Genomic DNA, 1,859 nt, shown 5'->3' with positions numbered 1-1,859 from the left:
AACTTAGATTTTATCTATCTGTTTATTAAAGTTAATGCAGCAGATGGAGCTTTTTGCCTAAGTTAAAAATCACGTTTGACTCCTAATTGGTTTTCTCATATTTAGGTATTCCACAAACTAACGATGTGTTTATATTTTGTTTTTTTATTGCCACTACTTGTCCCGATTTTTCGGGATGGAACTCGCCAAAATTAATCATGCTCCTACTTGTGAAGTAATTCTCATAGCTCATTTCATTTAAACGAATAGAACTTGACATATTTATAGATACAAACCATTCCAACTGACTGGCACCTTTATAAGGCTATTCTTTAACAAAGGAAAAAACGCCTCCACGTTGATACAAAACAAACTCATCGACAATAATGGAATTATTATCCCCTTCGAACTTAATTTCAACACCCACCGGATCGAAACGAAACGATCCATTCTCATAAGGTGTTAAAGGATATGCTACATGTCCCGATGTTTGCGCATATAAGGTGCTATCTTTAAGTACTAGGCTTAATTTCTGTGGGTACAACTCACTTATGTAGTTACCCTCTAATTGCTCCAATATAAAGGTAGGAACTTTTGTAGTACGCCCACTAAAAGAGGGCAATACATAACTGTATCCATAACAAATATTGAGTCCTGTATTGGCAATCTCACTTAAAGAATAATTTATACCATTGCTTAATACAGCAATACTTACGCTATCATCAGGAAAAAATGATATATGACTTTGAAAACCATCAATACTCCCACTATGTCCTAATGATTTTCGGTCTCGATACGTATATTCGATCATACCACTTCCATAACCATCATTTACGAACATTAAACTATCAAATAATGAGGCACTAATTGTTCTTTTTTTAAATAAGGCCTGAGCAAACAAGTTTAAATCACGAGCCGTACTTACTACAGCTCCCGTCCCGCGTACTAAACTTAAGTCTGTTTGTGGCAACTCTTCCCATTGGCGATTACGGAAAACATAGGAATGTGCATCGCGGTTGGCAGTATTAATTTCTCCTCCATACTTTGTACCTGTAAGTAAATAAGGTTTGGTAATGTATTTCCGTAAAGAAGTGGCATAGTCTGTTTCGGTAATTCTATCGACTATAAAACCAAGTAACAAGTAATTCGTATTTGAGAAAACAGCCTTTTCACCTGGTTGAAAATCACTTGGATAATGGACCAGCATATTCATCAACTCCCCTTTCAGCCACGACTTCTCCGTTTTAAAAAGAAAATCATCTTCGGCAACGTAATTACGCAAACCACTTCTATGCGTTAATAAGTGTGATATGGTTATCAATCGAGCGTTTGGTATTTGGGGATAATACTCACTTAGGGTGGTTTCCATCGATAATTTACCTTCACTAATTAAAAGGTGAATCATTCCTGCGGTATACATATTGGTAATAGATCCGATCCTATAACGTGTTTGATAATTGGCTATTTTCTCTTCATCAACACTTGCAAAGCCACAATAATACTCGTATAAACGTTCTTCGCCTTTATAAATGGCAACAGCTCCCATAAAGCGCTTATTCTGTTCAAGTATCTCTAAATAATTATCCAGCTGTTTCCAGTTTGATTCCTTTTGTGCTACCAATTCGGTATGGCAAACATATAATAGAAGTAAAATACTTATCGTTATTTTCATCTGTTTATAATTTTGTATTTTTGCCACATGGAACTCGCCAAATTAATCATGCTCTTGTGTGAGAAGCTATCCTCATGGCTCGTTTCATATACTCTAATTAATTACAAGTTTTTAAGCCACTTTATTAGTGGAGCTATTAATATTTTTCTCTCTCGGATCAAGACATATATAATCCTGACGATATGGTGTTTTGTTTTTAATGACGCTG

The 1,859-nt window shown here is 35.4% G+C and carries 1 protein-coding gene; it reads right to left on the bottom strand.

What is annotated here, in order from left to right; translation table 11 throughout:
• Positions 1-304: 304 nt before the first annotated feature.
• Positions 305-1,651, bottom strand: coding sequence for a serine hydrolase (locus tag FNN09_RS20765; protein ID WP_143304408.1), 1,347 nt, complete (start codon positions 1,649-1,651; stop codon positions 305-307).
• Positions 1,652-1,859 lie beyond the last annotated feature (208 nt).

Origin of the sequence: Carboxylicivirga sp. M1479, assembly GCF_007097485.1 — a bacterium.
GTDB lineage: Bacteria > Bacteroidota > Bacteroidia > Bacteroidales > Marinilabiliaceae > Carboxylicivirga.
This window is presented reverse-complemented; position numbering and strand designations above follow the sequence as displayed.